Source organism: Ralstonia sp. SA306, assembly GCF_054792405.1.
Genome location: NZ_CP096452.1, coordinates 556806 through 573236 on the forward strand (window position 1 = coordinate 556806; position 16431 = coordinate 573236).

Below are 16431 nucleotides of genomic sequence, written 5' to 3' on the forward strand. Positions count from 1 at the left end.
AGAAGCCGACGTTCAGGCTAAAGGAGGCCCGAACCACCGAGTCGTCAAGGTGAATGGACAGAGGGAAGGAGAAAGGAACAACAGAGCACAGGGCGCACGCGGCACACCCAGAGCAAGCATGGCCAGCGTGCTTGGCAGATTTCCCGGAGGATTCCGTTGGCGCGGCATGCGAACGTACCAAGCAATGGTCGTCGTCGTCGGCAGCTGCCATTACAACGGCGTCATTCGCATTGTGACTTTGAGTCGTCACTTGAGTGGGGCCATGGCCGCCAAGGACTTCTTTTGCCATCATCGCGGCCGCACTAGCCCCTTGCAGCGGCACGGCCACAATCAAGAGCAGGAGAAGGAAGCGCGTAAGGAAACGAAGCATGGAGCGGCGGCCGCAGCTGGACAGCTGGAGACGCCAGTTTAGCGAATGCGGTGCGCGCTTCCAAGAGAACCGAAAGCGCTGCCCGTGCCTCCTCCATCTGGAGGACGGCGACGCCCCGGTCCCGAGCGGACTACTTCGTCATCATGCCGCCGCCCATACCCATACCGTTCCCCATCATTCCCTGGCCACCCATCATGCCTTGGCCGTCCATCATCGACTGCATCATCTCCTGCATCAGAGCCATGTTTTGGCCCATCATGCCCTGACACCCTTGCATCCGTGTAGTCGCGGCTTTGCCTCTGCCTTTGCCGTTTGATGGTTGCATCCTTCCGGCCATTCCCATGGACTTCTGCATCCCGGTCATGGCTTGCTGCATGACCTGAGCGCGCTCGGCCTGAAGTGCCTGGCGCTCCTCTGGGGTATTTGCCCGGGACATCCGTTCGCGGATTGCGCGCAAGTGGGCAATCTGGGCGTCTGCCTCAGGGTTGCCTTGAGGCGCTGCTGCCGGTGTTTCGGGAACCTCGGGAGCATGATGGACGTTGTGAGCAGCGTCTTTAGCCGGTGTGGCGGAAAAAGCTAGCGGTGCCCAAGCCAAAGCGGTCGCCGCAATAAAAAGAGATACGCTGCATTTCTTCATGATGACCGAGCTCCTTCGTAATTTGGATGAGGCCGAGTGCCCTGTAGCGAATGTAGGCCAGCGTACCGATTTCAAATTGATGCTCGTCAACTGCCGTGCGAACGTGGAGAGTGAACCCTTGACCTTCACCTTCCCGTTGGGGAAAAGTACATCATGAGAATGTCGCTGCTCGACGCGATCGCATGACACGATGACGTCAGCCATCGCGTATCAACTTAAAACGACCGCTGCTAACGTTCCCGCCAAATCGACAGAGATAGCGTGCGCATGCCCCTTCGCCGGCTGTGGATGACCGGCTTTCTCGTAGTTGCTTTCCTGACAGTCCAACTGGCAGCGGCAGCCTACGCCTGCGCGGGAAATCTGTATTCGTTCAGCGCCATGGACGAGATGGCTGGCATGATGGAATCCTGTCCGGAGATGGTGGCGCAGGCGCACAAGAACATCGGGGAGCACGACGGCCTGTGCCTTGAACATTGCAAGCTCAACGATAAGTCTGCTGACCATTTCTCCCCCCAAAGCCCAGCGTTTCTGCCGGTCCTGCTGGGTGTGATTGAACCCACCCCCGTTTCCACGTCTGCCTTCGCAGCATCCTTACGCGAAGGGTCCGTCGCGAGGGCGCCCCCACCGCCGCACGCCATCTTTCACTGTTGTTATCGAACGTAGCCTCCTGAGCGACGCTGTTTAGGTCTGTCTCTTTATATCGAGACAGTCGTCGTTGCTCGCGGAGGTCCTATGTGTTTTTCCCGTCGTCTATTGCGGGTGCTAATCATTGCGCCCGTCATTGGTTTGGCTGTGCCTGCTGTCGCGCAGGCGGAGCCAAACTTCCCACTCTCCCTGGAAGAAGCCGTTGCGCTTGCCACCGCCCGGTCCGCTAACGCGGAAACTTCGCGCGGCTCAGTGGAAGCCGCCTCGCAAATGGCGGTTGCTGCCGGTCAACTGCCAGATCCCGTCCTCAAGTACGGCGTCAACAATGTTCCGCTGAGCGGTCCAGACCAGTACTCCGTCAGTCGGGACTTCATGACCATGCGGTCCATCAGCGTGATGCAAGAGTTCACGCGGGCGGACAAACGCCGCAGACGCTCCGAACGTTTTGAAGCGGAAGCGGCTTCTGCTGAGGCGCAGCGGACTGTGGGTCTTGCCAGCGTTCAGCGGGGCGTCGCTTCTGCGTGGCTTGACCGTTGGTATGCCGAGCAGACCGACGCGCTGCTCAGTCACCACGGCAGTCCTTTTGAACTCGAATTACAGGCGGCGACTGCGGCCTACAGGAGTGGGCGTGGCTCACGCGCCGATGTGCTTGCGGCGGAGATGGAGATTCAAAAGTTGCAAGACCGCCGCGACGAGAACCAGGCCGCCATTGATGCTGCCAAAGCGAACCTCGAGCGGTGGATTGGACCAGCCGGCAATCGGCCTCTTTCAGAGCGCCCGCCCATCGTTGTTCCGCCTCGCATTCAACGGCTAGGCCAGGCCGACATGGACGCGGTGCCGGAGTTGCAGGCGGCTCAACGCGATGTGGCTCTCGCTGAGGCTGATGTGCGCGTTGCAACCGAAGCCCGCAAGCCGGACGTCTCCGTTGAGTTGATGTACAGCCAGCGCGGTCCGGCTTACGCAAACATGGCCTCCATTAACGTCAGCTTCCCCTTGCCATGGGACCGCGCGAACCGCCAAGACCGGGAAGTTGCTGCAAAGCTGGCTAGCGCGGAGGAAGCGCGAGCCAAGTCCGAGGTGATGGCGCGCACGACGCGGGCCGAGATTGCGGCCAAGCTGGCTGAATTGCAGCGCAATCTCGTGAGGCTGCAACGTTACGACGAAAAGATGCTTCCGTTGGCTAAAGCCCAGGTTGACGCTGCGCTGACGGCCTATCGAACGAACAGCGGGCCGTTGCTTGCCGTCGCTCAAGCAAACCACCGCGTGATTGATACGTCGGTGGAACGACTCACGCTTGAAGCCCGGACCGCGAAGCTCTGGTCCGAACTGGCCTACCTCATTCCGCTACCCACCGCGCAGTCCGGCATCGACGCGAAGGAATTCAAATGAAAAAGCATGTTATCGGCGCTGCGGTAGCCGTGCTGCTCGCAGGGGGCGCACTGTACGGGGCATACCAAGTGGGTCTGAAGCACGGCACAAACTCCGCGCAGACCTCCGCAGCAAGTGCAAGCGTGAGCCTTAAGGCTGGCGATGTTGACCCTAAGACAGGTAAGAAGATTCTGTACTGGCACGACCCTATGGTGCCCGCACAGCGCTTCGACAAGCCAGGAAAGTCGCCCTTCATGGATATGCCCTTGGTTCCGGTCTATGAGGATGCTGGTGCAGGCTCGGCCGCAGTCAACGTCGACAGCCGCATCACGCAGAACCTGGGTATCCGGACCGTCGAAGTGAAGTTGGGTAAATTGGATTCGGTGCTGGAAGCGCCCGGTAACGTTGCCATCAACGAACGCGGAATCGAGGTCATTCAAGCGCGTACGACGGGCTTTGTCGAACACGCTTATGCCAAGACTACGCTGGACCCTGTCAAGCGAGGCCAGCCCCTGGTGACCCTCTACGCTCCAGAGTGGGTCGCGGCTCAGGAGGAGTATTTGGCTGTCGCCAGAGCGGGTTCAGAGCTGCACGGCAACCTGCGTGACGCTGCGCTTGCCCGCATGCGGCAAGTCGGCATGACTGAAGGGCAAATTCGGCTCGCTGAAACCACGGGCAAGCTTCAGCCTCGGCTGAGCATCGCAAGCTCAGTCGACGGTGTCATTACCGAGGTCGGTGTCCGGGACGGCATGACAGTCACACCTGGCATGACGCTCTTCCGCGTGGCGGACCTTTCAACGGTATGGGTCGTGGCCGAAGTCCCGGAGAGTCAGGCTTCTGTCGCCAAACCAGGCCAGCCAATTACGGCCACGGCTTCGGCGTTTCCCGGTCAGACGTTGACTGGCAAAGTCGACGCCATCCTTCCGGACGTCAACCCCGCCACGCGCACCCTAAAAGTCCGAATCGAACTGCAAAACAAGAACCGGCAATTGGTGCCCGGGATGTTCGTCAATGTCCGCTTTGGCTCACAGGGCAGTGCAGACAAGCTGCTGGTTCCAACCGAGTCCCTCATTCGCACGGGTAGCCGCACGATTGTCATGGTCGACTCAGGCAATGGTGGTTTCAGTCCCGCCGAGGTCAAAACGGGTGCCGAGGCAAACGGGCAGACAGAGGTCACCGAAGGCTTGAAGGCGGGCCAAAAGGTTGTTGCATCGGGTCAGTTCCTGCTCGATTCGGAGGCCAGTCTGCGGGGTACTGCAACGCGCATGGAAAGCGCATCCGCCCCGGCTGCTGCAGTGGCCGCGCAAGAGCACGAGGGCGTTGGCCGCATTGAAGCCGTGTCTTCGGACGGCATCACGATTTCCCATGGGCCGATTCCGACGCTGAACTGGCGCGCGATGACGATGGAATTCATGGCGCCGCCAACCGGGTTGCCTAAGGACCTGAGGGCCGGGCAGCAAATCCGGTTCCGCTTCCATTTGGATGAGGACGGCATGGCAGTTCTGTCTTCTGTTCAGCCTGTCTCCGCACAGGGAGGGACCAAACCGTGATTGCCCGACTCATTCTTGCGTCCATTCGCAATCGATTCCTGGTGTTGCTGGCGACAGTCATGCTCACTGGGTGGGGCTTGTGGGCGGTCCGTAGCACGCCGCTTGACGCACTGCCAGACTTGTCGGACGTGCAGGTCATCATCCGGACGCCGTTCCCTGGCCAAGCCCCGCAGATTGTGGAGAATCAGGTGACGTATCCCCTGACCACCACGATGCTGTCGGTACCGGGGGCCAAGACCGTTCGCGGCTACTCATTCTTCGGCGATTCGTTCGTTTATGTCTTGTTCGAGGACGGCACCGACCTCTACTGGGCGCGCTCGCGCGTGCTGGAGTATCTCAACCAGGTGCAGTCACGCCTGCCTGCCGGGGCCAAGCCCGCATTGGGCCCGGACGCCACCGGTGTGGGCTGGGTCTACGAGTACGCGTTGGTCGACAAGACCGGCAGCCATGACCTGAGTCAGCTGCGTGCGCTGCAGGATTGGTTCCTGCGCTTCGAGCTGAAATCACTGCCCAACGTGGCCGAGGTCGCCTCCATTGGCGGGATGGTCAAGCAGTTCCAGGTCGTGCTGCAACCCGACCGGATGCGAGCCTACAACCTCTCGCAGGCCAAGGTTCTCGCTGCTCTCAAAGGTGCCAACCAGGAAACAGGCGGTTCGGTACTGGAGCTGGGTGAGGCCGAGTACATGGTGCGGGCCAGTGGCTACCTGAAGACCCTCGATGACTTCCGCCAGATACCCGTAGTGACAAGTGATGCCGGCATACCCGTGCGGCTCGGGGACGTCGCTACGGTGCAGCTGGGGCCGGAAATGCGTCGGGGCATCGCCGAACTCAACGGACAAGGCGAAGTAGCCGGTGGCGTCATCGTCCTGCGGTCCGGCAAGAACGCGTTGGAGACCATTGAGGCGGTCAAGGCCAAGTTGGCGACCCTGCAAAAGAGCTTGCCTGCCGGCGTGGAGATTGTGCCGACTTACGACAGGTCGTCGCTCATCAATCGAGCAGTCGACAACCTGACGCACAAGCTCATCGAGGAATTCATCGTTGTTGCCGTCGTCTGCCTTGCATTCCTGTTTCATCTGCGCTCGGCACTCGTCGCCATCGTTTCGTTGCCGCTTGGCGTGCTGTCCGCCTTCCTGGTGATGCGATACCAAGGGGTCAATGCCAACATCATGTCGCTTGGTGGGATTGCCATTGCGATTGGCGCCATGGTGGATGCTGCCGTCGTCATGATTGAGAACGCGCACAAGCATCTGGAGCGCTGGCATGAAGAGCATCCGGATCAAGGCCTCGACGGGGCGGAGCGCTGGAGAGTGATTGGAGAATCGGCCTCCGAGGTGGGGCCCGCCTTGTTCTTCTCACTGCTGATCATCACGCTTTCCTTCGTCCCGGTCTTCACCCTGGAAGCGCAGGAAGGGCGGCTGTTCTCGCCGCTGGCGTTTACCAAGACCTATTCGATGGCGGCGGCGGCAGGGCTGTCAGTGACGTTGGTCCCGGTGCTCATGGGCTACCTTATTCGAGGAAAGATTCCGCACGAACAGTCCAACCCGCTCAGCCGTTGGCTGATTCGCGCGTATCAGCCGGTCCTTGCGCGCGTTCTTGCCTTTCCGAAGACAACGCTGGTGATTGCCGGTGTCTTGCTGGCGCTGACAGCGTGGCCGGCACTGAAAATTGGTGCGGAGTTCATGCCTCCCATGGACGAGGGCGATTTGTTGTACATGCCGTCAGCACTACCGGGTCTGTCTGCCGGTAAGGCCGCTCAATTGCTCCAGCAGACCGACCGGCTTATCAAGACCGTACCGGAGGTCGCTTCGGTATTCGGCAAGGCTGGGCGCGCCGACACCGCGACGGACCCTGCACCGATGGAGATGTTCGAAACTACGATTCAGTTCAAGCCGCGAGACCAATGGCGGCCTGGCATGACCCCGGACAAGTTGGTGGAGGAGCTTGATCGCACGGTCAAGGTTCCAGGCCTGTCGAACATCTGGGTGCCGCCCATCCGCAACCGTATCGACATGCTGGCCACCGGCATCAAGAGCCCAGTTGGCATCAAGGTATCGGGCGCTGACCTCAAGGAGATTGACCAGCTCACGACCCGAATCGAAGAGGCGGTGAAGCAGGTTCCCGGCGTTACCTCGGCGCTTGCTGAGCGGCTGTCTGGTGGTCGATACATCGACGTCGATATCAATCGTGCAGCGGCCGGTCGCTATGGACTGAACATTGAGGATGTGCAGAGCATCGTGTCTTCGGCCATCGGCGGCGACAACGTCGGTGAGGTGGTCGACGGACTGGCACGTTTCCCCATCAACGTGCGCTATCCCCGTGATTACCGTGACTCGATTGAGCAGTTGCGAGCGCTACCCATCGTGACCGAGCGCGGGCAACAGATTCGACTGTCCGATGTTGCAGATATCCGAGTCGTCCAGGGGCCGCCGATGCTGCGCAGCGAGAACGCTCGCTTGTCCGGTTGGGTCTATGTCGATATCCGGGGGCGCGACTTGCGCTCGGCCGTGAAGGAGATGCAAGGCATTGTGGCCAAGGCTGTCCCGATGCCTCCCGGCTACTCCGTGAGCTGGTCTGGACAGTTCGAATACCTGGAGCGTGCCACCGCAAAGCTGAGCGTCGTGGTTCCATTCACGCTGCTCATCATCTTCGTTTTGCTCTACCTGGTCTTCCAGCGTTTCGAAGAGGCGCTGCTCATCATGGGCACGCTTCCACTGGCCCTGATTGGCGGCTTCTGGCTGCTATACCTGCTTAGATTCAACCTATCAGTTGCCGGCATCGTCGGCTTCCTTGCGCTCGCAGGTGTGGCGGCGGAGTTTGGCGTCATCATGCTTCTTTACCTGAAACAGGCATGGGCAGCGCGTGAGGCGAATGGTGCTGCGGATGTGCAATCCCTTGTCGAAGCGATTGAGGAGGGGGCAGCGTTGCGGGTGCGGCCCAAGGCGATGACTGTCGCGGTCATCCTGGCCGGGCTGATTCCAATCATGTGGTCTCACGGCACGGGTTCAGAGGTGATGCAGCGCATTGCTGCACCCATGCTCGGTGGCATGGTGACCGCCCCCTTGCTGTCGCTATTTGTCGTGCCGGCGGGCTACTTGTTGCTACGTAGGCGCCAACTCAAGAGTGGTTCTTCATAGCCGTCGCCTTCGTGACAACCAATCTTCGGGAAATAAGAAAGCGTGTCCCGAGAGAGGTGCTTGGCAGCGTTAGAGGCGTGATCACCTTGCATCAGGAAGCCCGAGAACGTATAGAGGCGGGCTGAAGGTCGCCGAGGAGCAAGCGCTCCAGATAAAGCCGGCCATTAACCATGAATCACACCGCCGTACCGCAAGGCGATAGCAGTGCACCTCAGTGGCTCAAGATGGTCGTCACCCTGGTCTACCGGGTCTTGTGCGGGCTATTGATACTGGCTGGAATTGCCTTCGTTGCGATGCAACTTTTCCGCCTGCCTATTGAGCGGCAACCGATTCGGTTGCCGCAGTTTTTCGCACAGGGTTTCGGCGTAATGGCGATATCCGACGCATGGCGAATCTGGCTGCTGCGCTTGCCTGTCCCGCATCGCTTTTCGGCGCCCGTTCCATATGGCTACCCCGGGTGGCGGCCCATTCTCCAGGCGCAACTTGTTTGCGGGTGCGTGCTTGTGGCGTTCGGTGTGGCGCTTTTCTTTCTTTGATCCGAATCTCTCCCAGGGCGGCGCCTTCAATGGCGTTAGGCCATTGCGTGCAGCCGTTCACAGCCGCTGATACACGACACCTTGAATCGTGGCCTGCTCTGGCTTGGGTTCTTCGTCAAAGCGCCTCTGCGCTTCTGCAATCGCTTGCGTGTTCTTGTCCGCCCAGGCGACCAGCGCCATCACTGGCTCCAAGAGCGTCCGACCCAGTTCCGTAAGTTCGTAGTCGACGCGCGGGGGGATGGTCGGAAACACCGTCCGCGTGACCAAGCCGTCGCGCTCCAGCCCACGTAGAGTCAGCGTCAGCATGCGCTGCGAGATCCCGTCGATCTCTCGCTTGAGCTCATTGAAGCGCCGAGATCCCCCCTGCAGCGTGGTGATGACGTACAGGCTCCACTTGTCGGCAACGCGATCAAGGATCTTCCGCGTCGCCTGGCAGTCGCGTTCGTTCGGCTTAGGAGAGCCAGGTAGATCGGTGTGACTCAGTGACATACATGTGCCTTCTTGTGGGGATCAGTTAGGAACCATACGATCCTAACTATGCAAAGGTAATTAGGTTCATAAGGATTACCTAGTTCTGATTTTAGCCCATAGGAGCTTGTATGAGTCACATCCTGTTGATCACGTCCAGCCCGCGCGGTGCCGACGGCCTGTCCACGCGCTTCGCCGCCGACCTGGCCCGGCAACTTGCCGACCAGCGCCCGGGCAGCACCCTGACGGTTCGCGACTTGTCGGTCGACCCGCTTCCGCACATTGATGACGGCTACGTCGATGGTCGCGTGACGCCGCCTGAATCGCGCACCCCCGCGCAAATCGAAGCCGTGAAGCTGGCCGAGGCACTGATCGCGGAGCTGGCAGCCGCAGACATCCTTGTCATTGGTTCGGCCATGATCAACTTCGGCCCGCCCACGCAGTTGAAGGCATGGTTCGACTACGTGACCTGGCCGGGCGTGACCTTCAAGTACGGCGGCGATGGCACCGAGGGTCTCGTGAGGGGCAAGAAGGTTTATCTGGTTACGGCCAGCGGCGGCGTCTTCTCCCAGGGTCCCTTCGCACCCATGGATTTCCAGAGCGGCTATCTGAAGCATTTGCTCGGCTTCCTCGGCATGACCGACATCGAGCAACTGCGTATCGAAGGGACAGCTTATGGCCCCGAAGCGGCTGAGGCGGCAATCGCTACGGCGGGCAAAGCGCTGCAATCCTTGCTGACCCAGCCTGCTTGATCGTCCGCACCGATCTGGATTGGGCGCTGGTGAGGATTCCGACCCTTACGGATGGGCCAGCGGATAGCGACGTGGACGTAGATTGGAACGCGAACCAAGCGGCGGACACGACATTCCTTCGGGCCGCTCCCGGCATCGCAAACAGCAGACGAACGACAGAAGCACCATGCTGAAAATCGACCTTTATACCGAGATCACCTGTCCTTGGTGCCTTGTCGGCCAGCATCGGCTCGACAAGGTTCTTGCAGAACGCTTCCCAGAGCTGAATGCGGACATTCATCATCATCCGGTGCTGCTTTTGCCGGATGCGCCGTCCTCTGGACTGTTTATTCCCGATCTGCTTCGCTCGCGCTACGGCGTCACCGACCCCAGTGCCGCCTTCGCCAGACCCGAAGCTGCCGCTCGGGCCTCCGGGCTGAATCTGGACCTCAGATATCAGCTTTACGCCTATCCGACCCAGGCTGCTCATGCGCTCATTCAAGCCGCAGCAGAACGCGGCACGCAGCATCGTCTCGCGGTAGCGATCACTGAGGCCTACTTCCTCAACGCAAAGAACATTGCCGATGTCGATGTGCTTGCAGACATCGCTATCGGCCATGGGTTCGATCACGCAGAGGCTCGCGCCATCGCCTTGGACATGACGCAACACAAGCGTGTCGAGATGGAAGCAGCCAGGTCCGCCGCTGCGGGCGTTCGGTCGGTTCCTCACTTCGTTTTTGGTAATGGACCCGAAATCAATGGCGGCCGCACCGAAGACGAGATTGCTTCGTCCATCAAAGCGGCACTACGCGCCGGCTAGAGCCCATTCCCCTTGATGCGGACTTTGCGACGCTACTTCTGCTCCCAGTAGGATCGCCAATCGGCCACGGTCACCCACAGTGCTGCTCTGAGTTCCGTGTCGGTTAATTCTGCCATTGCAGCTTTGCGAAACCGTGCCGCGCATGGCGTGGTCCTCGTCTACAGCAATATCCCAGCCCGGATGGTTCGATACGCTCGAAACGTCCCGCCGCCCCTCATCCCCTCAGCTAAACTTGCGCGCCGCATCGCGCGCCAGGCCAGAACCGATCCCGCCGAACAGGTCGCCTTCGACGCGCCGCGCCGACGGCAGCACTTGCGCCAGTTGCTCGCGCAGCAACGGCACCCCGCTGGAGCCGCCGGCGAAGAGAATGGTATCGACCGTTTCCGCTGCGACGCCCGCCGTCTTCAGCATCGCCTGCACCGTCGAGACCGTCTTGCCGACCAGCTTCCCAATCGACTGGTCGAAGTCCTCGCGCGTGACGGGCTGCTTCAACTCGGGCGCGATGCGGTGCAGGTCGATCTCCGCCACCGGGGCGTCCGACAGCGCGATCTTCGCGGCTTCCACCTGGATGGCCAGCCAGTGGCCGGCGCGCTCGCGGATCAGGCGGATGAGGCGGTCGAGTTTTTCGGTGTCGGCGGCATCTCGGTAATTGTCCATCACCACCGCCCACGCCTTGCGCGTGTACACGTGGTTGATGGTGTGCCAGCTCGCCAGGTCGAAATACTGGCCGGACGGCATCGCCTTGCCGTTGCGCAGCGTGCTGTTCAGGCCCAGTAGCGGCATCACGTTGGCTAGGCTCAAGGCGCGGTCGAAGTCGGTGCCACCAATGTGAACGCCGCCGTTGGCGAGGATGTCCTCGCGGCGGTCAGGGCGTTTCGCGCGGTCGGGCGACAGGCGCACCAGCGAGAAGTCCGACGTACCGCCGCCAATGTCCGCCACCAGCACAAGTTCTTCACCGCTGATGCCGGCCTCGTAGTCGAACGCGGCGGCGATGGGCTCGTACTGGAAGGCGATCTCGTCGAAGCCGGCGTCGCGCGCGATTTCCGACAGCGTGTCTTCGGCGAGCTGGTCGGCCTTGGGATCTTCGTCGATGAAGAACACCGGGCGGCCCAGCACGGCGCGGCGGAATTCATGGCCGGCGGCGCGCTCGGCGCGCCTCTTGAGTTCGCCGATGAAATGCGCCAGCAGCTTGCGGAAGGGCATGGCCTGGCCCATGACCTCGGTGCTGTCGTCCATCATCGACGTGCCGAGCAGGCTCTTGAGCGAGCGCATCAGGCGCCCCTCGTGGCCGGCAAGATAGTCGGTCAGCGCGGCACGGCCGTAGCTGACCAGCGGGTCTTCGGCGTGAAAGAAGATGACGGAAGGCAGCGTAACCTTGCCGTCTTCGAGCGGCAGCAGGGTGGGTGCGTCCGATCTCAGCCAGCCGACGGTGGAGTTGGACGTGCCGAAATCGACGCCGCAAGCGTTTGACATCATAGGATTGTGGCTTCTCGAGTACAGCGGGAGGCATGCGCCTGCACGGGATATCAGGAGCGGGCGCCACCGGCGAAGGGGCGCTATTGTAATGGCTTTGTGCGACGGATCCCCTCACAGCGCCCGCTGTTACGCGCCGTCATGCGTCAGCGGAACGATTCCATCAATACGTTGCATCGGCCGGTTGAATCCGCAGCCAATTACCGACATTCACGAGAGGCAGCTCTCGGGAAGCAAAGTTACCTGGGGTAGAGGTTTCTTCCCAGCCTGAAAGCAAATTCACGAGACATCTGTTGTCAACTCTTAACCGCTCGAAACGATGGCAGTCCTGCCTGGATGGGTGCGTAGCAGCAGTCTTGCAGCTCATCTAGTTAAGAGCGTGGCACTCACGGCGTTCCAAAAAAATGGCCGGCGAAAGCGCCGGCCAAACGTCCTTGAACCCAGTGACAAGTCAAGGTCGATATGATCTATCGGCGACGCGCCCTAGACGCGTCGCCCTGCCTGATTGGGATGTACTAGAAGCGGTGGCGCACGCCGACCATCGCGCCAGTCTGGTTCTGGCCCGGCATAGTGTTAGCCGTACCGGTCACGCCATAGGTTGCATTTCCCTTGTTGTTCACATAACCAATCAGCGCGTAGGCATCGGTGCGCTTGGACAGCGCGTAGTCCGCGTTCAGCACGAACATCCAGGAGCTGTTGCTGTCGGTACGTGCGTTCGTGTAGTAGGCAGCGCCCGTCAGAGTGAAGGCAGGGGTAAATTTGTAGAGCGCGCCGAGCCAGTAAAGATTGTCGTGGCGTGCCGTGCCGGTCGTGACTTCATCGCGCAGCCAGCGGTAGCCGGCAAATACCTTGGCATCGCCCACCGCGTAAGAAGCGCCAATGGCAGCGCGTTTGGCATCGAGTCCCGATGCGGCGATGGTGCTGCCCTGGTACTGGTCATAGGCGACCCCCACCGAAAGCGGCCCATTTGCGTAAGCGACGCCCGCACCATAGTTCTTGCCCACCTTGAACCTGCCGGGGACTTCACCGCCAAGTCCGGAATTGCTGTCACGCCCGAAGCTATAGAAGCCCGTTGCAGTCAGGCCGCCGAACTTGCCTGTGTATTTGACTGCGTTGTCGGCTCGGCCGTTGAATTGGTTGTCCACCGAATTCAGCGAGTAGTTTGGCCCAACGGCCATCGGGTCGTAAGCCGCGAACAGGTCGTAAAGTGCGTTTTGTTGACGCCCCATCGTGACGGCACCGAAATCGCCCTGCAAGCCGACGTAGGCCTGGCGACCAAACAACCGACCACCCTGCGCAGATTTGCCGGTGTCGATGTCGAAGCCGCTTTCCAATACGAAGATACCCTTCAGGTTATTCCCCAGATCTTCAACGCCACGGATTCCCCAGCGCGATCCGGACAGCCCCCCGGAGGTGAGCCCCGTGACGGAGCCATTCCCGTTGGCGCCGCCGTTCACGTGGCTTTGATAGCTGATGCCGGCGTCAACAATGCCATAGAGCGTGACATTCGAAGACTGCGCGAATGCGGCGGCAGGCAAGGTGCTGGCTGCCATCGTCACGGCGAGGAGAGTTTTTTTCACTGTTAGCCTCAGTTGCTGTTTGAACAAACGAATCTGCGTTGGGGCCTGTCGTGACCTGCTATTGAACGTGCCCCCTAACGCTGAGGCGAGAGAATGCGTCAGTGATGTGACAGCAATAAGTAAACAATCAACGAGGATGTGGATTTAATGTTTCTATTAATGAAACAATTGGCTCCGGTATTGCGCTACTCGAAAAGCAAACTACGACGGGCCCTACCTACAGCATCAAGCGCGGCACACGGCAAGCCGCATAGCTCTCGGCAGCCTTGAGCCCCACGGGCTGATAGCTTCTTTCAACGAGGCCATCGGGCAGGCTATTCAGGCGGAGACAGAGAGCGGTGAGCCTCTCGGAGAACTCGCCCACGCCAGCATTGCTGGGGCATCGAGACAGGTTGCCAAGGCGCTTCGCCGCGCGTCGAATGGTGGCTTGCAGGAATCGCATCAGACTCTCATCCAGATGAAACGCTTGTGTTACCTCCTTGAGTTCTTCGCGGAAGTGCTAAGCAAGGAGGACCGCAAGCGCATTCGACGGCTTGAACAGCTTCAAGACGCGCTCGGAGAATTGAACGACGTGGTCATCGGAGCAGCATACCTGGGGCAAGTCCCGGTTAGCCCGGAGTACGCGGCGGCTTACGACCTGTTCGTCCAGTGGCTGAGGGGTTGCGTTACTTATCCACAAAAGCTGTGAACAAAGCACGCTTCGAGCTCTGTCAACCCGCGTTGGACTTGAATCGGCTCGGTGTGCTCAAACTTTGTGCGCCACGGAAACTGTATATACTGTTTCCAAACACGTCAGAAAGGAGGGGTAAAAAATGGATCTTGAAATGGCAAAGCAAGCAGCAACTGATCAGACTGCGTCCACCAGCGCGACAACGAAGGCGCGCCGTACCAAATCCGTAGCGGGCGCAGATGCACGAGTGGTGAAGCCAAGCTCGACTAAGCGAGCGGCAGCGCCAGCCGCGCAGGAGAAGAACCAGAAGAGCGTGAAGCCGGCCAATGGTGCCGCAGGTTCGGCCGAGGCGGCGGCCTGCCAAAAGCCCAAAAAAACTAAGGTGGTCCGAGATAGCTTCACGATGCCGGAAGAGGACTATCGGAAGCTGGCCGAGCTCAAGGAACGGTGTCTCGCAGGCGGGCAGAAGGTCAAGAAGAGCGAACTGCTGCGGGCCGGACTCGCCTTGCTTGCATCGCTTCCGGCAAAACGCCTGCTGACCGCAGTCGCCAGCGTCGAGTCGGTAAAGACCGGGCGGCCAGCAAAGGGTTGACGCGCCGCGCCCTCCCTTTGTTGGACAGGCCGGCAGAGCGGAGGGCAAAAAAACGCAGCCATCGGGCTGCGCGCGGCGAGAAGGCGGGGTGCGTCTCTCGTCGCGGCGCCAAGTTACACGCGCGTTATGACGGAAATTTTTCACAAACGTGATTTGTCACGAATGTGATTTGAGCCTCCCCTCATTGCCATGCACTCGCTACCCACGGGACAATATCCGGACGGGGAAGCGTGGTGGGGGCAATATGCAGGCGTGGTCGATTCAAGAGTTTCGGGGCTGCTCGATACATGTGATCGCGGTCCTTGGACGGGGGGCCGATTTTCGGTACGCGTACACGGGTTTTGTTTGCGGCCCGAAAGGCGACGACATGTCGTACCCAAAGATGCAGCGGTTCCATCATATCTCTGCCGACTTTGATTCGATGGACGCCGCAATTTCCGCAGGCATGCGGGAAGGCCGGGCACTCGCTCTACGGTGGTTCTCGGCATCCGTTGAGGAGCGAGAGACACCCATCTGACTACCCGGCCTATGCCCTCACCGACCGAGGGCGCTCGCCGAAGACATGTTGACCATCACCATCTCGATTGCGACGGCACGTTGACCCTCCAACTGACCGGCGTTGGGGGTGAACGCACAACCCTCAAAACATCAGTGCGCGGCTGTATAGACGTCGCTGCCGAAGCCCTGCAAGCCGTTCATGCCGGCATAGCCAAGATGCGATAACCCGAACACGTCCTCGATGCTCTTGAGCAGCGCATAGTGGTTGTAGGGCGTGTTGCTGACCGTGCCCGGCTTGATGAAAGGCGAGAGCACCACAGCGCCGACGCGGCCACCGCCAGGACCAGTGAGGCCCGGTGCTACCGAATTCGGACCAGTGGGCTCACCGCAGCAGGCGGAGGTGTCACTCGTATCCGATTCGTCGAAAGTGATGATCAGTAAGCCATCGGACTGGAAGGCCGGCGAGTTGGTGATCTGCGGTACCCAGGTCTGCAGGAAGTGGTTGACCGCCGGCAAGCCGCCCGCGCTCTTGCCGTCGGCGCAGGTTGGCTCGTCATGTCCATCGTTGCAAAGGTTCGGCACGATGAACGAGAACGCGGGTGTGGTCGCAATGCTATTCAGATCGGTGGCCAGAGAATCGAGCCGCACGACATGACTATCGCAGTACGACTGGTGATCGATCACCGAGTGGAAATACATGAACGGGTTGTGGCGTGTTGCGTAGCCGTCAGTCGCGGTGGCGGTCTGGGTGCCGTCCTTGCCATTGAGCGCGGGGTGAGAGCAGGTTGGGCTGCCATCGCGCGTTAGATCGTTGCCCATGTCTTCCATGTAGCCGCGCCAAGCCAAGCCTTTGGCATCCAACTGGCTGGCAATCGTGCCGATGGCGGCAGGATAGACGCAACCGGTACCGGTCACCTGGCCATTGGCATCGGGGCTCATGGTGCCCAGCCAGTCGGTGTAGTACTGGCAGTCAGTCTGTGTTTGCGCGTTGGGTGCCTGCCCGCTGATCATGGTCAGGTAGTTATCGTTGCTGTTGTGGCCGGTACCGTAGTACTGAGTCAGCAGCGCCCCTTGGCTTGTTAGCGTGTTGGCGAGATAAGGTGCCTGACTGCCGGAGCTGAAGGTTTGGGTGTAGCCCTTGTTTTCCAACACGATCACAAAAACGTGGCCGATCCTGTTTGCTGTGGGTGTCACTGGGGACTGCGCGGGTGGCGAGACTGGAGCTGCTGCCGACGACGCCCCGCCAGTTGGGGTGATTGCATCGCTTGCCCCGCCGCAGCCCGCCAGCAGGCATGCAAAGAAGGTTGCGGCGATGCCGCCGGTCAGCCAGTTCAATTTGGAAAGTCGCATGGTTGCCAT

15 protein-coding genes are annotated in these 16431 nt (G+C 60.4%); 10 read left to right on the forward strand and 5 right to left on the reverse strand.

Features of this window, described 5'->3' with window-relative positions; all coding sequences use genetic code 11:
* Positions 1-118: 118 nt before the first annotated feature.
* Complete coding sequence (locus M1D44_RS19135; RefSeq protein ID WP_316853643.1) at positions 119-412, forward strand: hypothetical protein; 294 nt, start codon at positions 119-121, stop codon at positions 410-412.
* 88 nt (positions 413-500) lie between these two features.
* Here the strand turns inward: M1D44_RS19135 and M1D44_RS19140 are convergent, their stop codons facing one another.
* Positions 501-1211 carry a hypothetical protein gene (locus M1D44_RS19140; protein WP_316853644.1) on the reverse strand — a complete coding sequence of 237 codons (711 nt, stop codon included), beginning with the start codon at positions 1209-1211 and terminating at the stop codon, positions 501-503.
* 84 nt (positions 1212-1295) lie between these two features.
* Between M1D44_RS19140 and M1D44_RS19145 the strand changes: the two genes are divergently transcribed.
* The 5 genes from M1D44_RS19145 to M1D44_RS19165 all read left to right on the forward strand — a co-directional run bounded on the left by M1D44_RS19145 (position 1296) and on the right by M1D44_RS19165 (position 8240).
* Complete coding sequence (locus M1D44_RS19145) at positions 1296-1670, forward strand: copper resistance protein (RefSeq protein ID WP_235193209.1); 375 nt, start codon at positions 1296-1298, stop codon at positions 1668-1670.
* 69 nt (positions 1671-1739) lie between these two features.
* Entirely contained in the window at positions 1740-3041 is a 1302-nt protein-coding gene (locus M1D44_RS19150; RefSeq protein ID WP_316853645.1) for a TolC family protein, read from the forward strand.
* Positions 3038-4570 (forward strand): efflux RND transporter periplasmic adaptor subunit, encoded by a 1533-nt coding sequence (locus M1D44_RS19155; protein WP_316853646.1) that lies wholly within the window; start codon positions 3038-3040, stop codon positions 4568-4570. The genes M1D44_RS19150 and M1D44_RS19155 overlap by 4 nt, the downstream gene beginning before the upstream one ends.
* Positions 4567-7704, forward strand: coding sequence for an efflux RND transporter permease subunit (locus M1D44_RS19160; RefSeq protein ID WP_037032001.1), 3138 nt, complete (start codon positions 4567-4569; stop codon positions 7702-7704). Before M1D44_RS19155 ends, M1D44_RS19160 begins: the two co-directional genes overlap by 4 nt.
* A gap of 170 nt (positions 7705-7874) precedes the next feature.
* A complete protein-coding gene (locus tag M1D44_RS19165; protein WP_024977725.1) occupies positions 7875-8240 on the forward strand; it encodes a hypothetical protein in 366 nt (121 codons plus the stop codon).
* 57 nt (positions 8241-8297) lie between these two features.
* Here M1D44_RS19165 and M1D44_RS19170 read toward each other — a convergent pair whose 3' ends face one another.
* Entirely contained in the window at positions 8298-8729 is a 432-nt protein-coding gene (locus M1D44_RS19170) for a winged helix-turn-helix transcriptional regulator (protein WP_024977726.1), read from the reverse strand.
* A 110-nt stretch (positions 8730-8839) separates the two neighbouring features.
* On the opposite strand from M1D44_RS19170, the gene M1D44_RS19175 reads away from it, so the two are divergent.
* Together M1D44_RS19175 and M1D44_RS19180 are read left to right on the forward strand one after the other, a co-directional pair.
* Positions 8840-9460: an FMN-dependent NADH-azoreductase gene (locus M1D44_RS19175; protein ID WP_316853647.1), complete on the forward strand. Its 621-nt coding sequence runs from the start codon at positions 8840-8842 to the stop codon at positions 9458-9460.
* A gap of 166 nt (positions 9461-9626) precedes the next feature.
* Positions 9627-10259: a DsbA family protein gene (locus M1D44_RS19180; protein WP_316853648.1), complete on the forward strand. Its 633-nt coding sequence runs from the start codon at positions 9627-9629 to the stop codon at positions 10257-10259.
* 222 nt (positions 10260-10481) lie between these two features.
* Here M1D44_RS19180 and M1D44_RS19185 read toward each other — a convergent pair whose 3' ends face one another.
* Positions 10482-11735 carry an Hsp70 family protein gene (locus tag M1D44_RS19185; RefSeq protein WP_316853649.1) on the reverse strand — a complete coding sequence of 418 codons (1254 nt, stop codon included), beginning with the start codon at positions 11733-11735 and terminating at the stop codon, positions 10482-10484.
* A 512-nt stretch (positions 11736-12247) separates the two neighbouring features.
* A complete protein-coding gene (locus M1D44_RS19190; RefSeq protein ID WP_024977730.1) occupies positions 12248-13312 on the reverse strand; it encodes a porin in 1065 nt (354 codons plus the stop codon).
* Between the two features lie 280 nt (positions 13313-13592).
* On the opposite strand from M1D44_RS19190, the gene M1D44_RS19195 reads away from it, so the two are divergent.
* Both M1D44_RS19195 and M1D44_RS19200 read left to right on the forward strand, forming a co-directional pair.
* Positions 13593-14000 carry a CHAD domain-containing protein gene (locus M1D44_RS19195; protein WP_343228965.1) on the forward strand — a complete coding sequence of 136 codons (408 nt, stop codon included), beginning with the start codon at positions 13593-13595 and terminating at the stop codon, positions 13998-14000.
* A gap of 124 nt (positions 14001-14124) precedes the next feature.
* On the forward strand, positions 14125-14574 hold the full coding sequence (locus tag M1D44_RS19200; RefSeq protein WP_112187471.1) for a hypothetical protein: 450 nt from the start codon (positions 14125-14127) through the stop codon (positions 14572-14574).
* A gap of 648 nt (positions 14575-15222) precedes the next feature.
* Here M1D44_RS19200 and M1D44_RS19205 read toward each other — a convergent pair.
* Entirely contained in the window at positions 15223-16431 is a 1209-nt protein-coding gene (locus M1D44_RS19205) for an alkaline phosphatase family protein (RefSeq protein WP_428984662.1), read from the reverse strand.